General features: G+C 54.7%; 1 protein-coding gene. It reads right to left on the reverse strand.

Annotated features, from left to right (window positions below):
* Positions 1–49: 49 nt before the first annotated feature.
* Positions 50–1,269, reverse strand: a protein-coding gene (locus DMX11_RS25780) for an IS3 family transposase (RefSeq protein ID WP_110748649.1) whose coding sequence is annotated in 2 segments (ribosomal slippage) — positions 50–921 and positions 921–1,269 — 1,221 coding nt in all. Because the reading frame shifts where the segments join, the coding sequence is not laid out codon by codon here.
* Positions 1,270–1,322: the final 53 nt, after the last annotated feature.

Here is a 1,322-nt window from a genome sequence, read left to right on the forward strand (position 1 = left end):
TGTCTAGTCCTGAAATAGGTTTACACCTGTTCAGGTAGCCCGATAGACCTCAAAACGCCCGATGCACCGCATCGGGCGTTTTGTTTTTCAGGGCCATGTGAGGCCGCTCTGTGTTGTAGATCTGCACGGCCTCATCAACCATCTTCCTTGCCTGCTCCAGACTTTCAGGGTTACTCAGCAGCAGCTCTGTTTTGAGGATTCCGTTGATGCGTTCGGCCAGCGCGTTCTGGTAGCAGTCGTACCCGTCAGTCATCGAGCAACGGACTCCGTGCCGCGCATGCAGTGACTGGTACAGCGCCGAGCAATATTGAATACCGCGGTCTGAGTGATGGACTAACGGCTGGCGACGCCGCCGCCTGCGCAGGGCCTGTCTAAAGGCTTGTGCAACCGACTCGGCATGTAGGCTTTCGTGTACATGATGGCCAACAATCTTTCTGGAATATGCATCCGTTACCAGACTTAGGTACAGCGGGCCGCTTCTGGAGGGCAGGTAAGTAATATCCGCCACCCAAACGTGCTCCGGCCCTGACGGGACAACCTGATTTGGGCCTGCTTTGAGGAGGTTGGGATGACGGTAGAAGCGATGATAGCTTTGTGTTGTCTTGTGATACGCCCGCTTGGGCAGCACCAGCAAGCGGCGCTCTCCCAAGACCTCAAACAGCCGGTCTCGGCCAACTTGGAACCGCTTATCAGGCTGGCAATGCAGCAAATAATGCAGTTTCCGTGTACCCAGTCGCGGCTGACGCATCCGGACTTTTTGAACAAATTCGACAACTCGATCTGCCTGGCGCGCTTTGCTGTCGGCAGCTCGATTGCGCTTGTAGTAAGCCTGTCGGCTAATGCCTAGAAACTGACAAGCCCTGGCAATGCTCAGTCCTGCGACTTGACCTTGCGAGAGGACTTGCCGGATCGCTTTTTTACGACCGATACACCGTAGTCATTTTTCAGGACATCAACGACCGTCTCAAAGAACTGAGCCTTCTGGCTCATCAGCTCAAGCTGCTGCTCAAGCTCTTTGATTCGCTGCTCTGGAGTGAGCGTTTTGGAGTCGGACATCGCGCAGCTCCTCTCGGCCCGGATCGACGCCCCTTGGCTCCAATCCTGCCGACCATGCTTACGCAACCATACCAGAACCGTAGATTTACCTTGGATACCGTACCGCTCTTGGGCCTGACTGCAGGTCAACTCACCTTTTTCGACCTGATCCACTACGGCCAATTTAAAAGTCAGCGAGTAATCACGCTGTGTTCGCTTCACACCATGCACCATCGAGCTCTCCAGATTCTCGGGGGAAAGGTGTAAACCTTATTCAGGACGGGACA

The organism is Pseudomonas sp. LB-090624 (genome assembly GCF_003205205.1).
In the GTDB taxonomy this organism is placed as follows: domain Bacteria; phylum Pseudomonadota; class Gammaproteobacteria; order Pseudomonadales; family Pseudomonadaceae; genus Aquipseudomonas.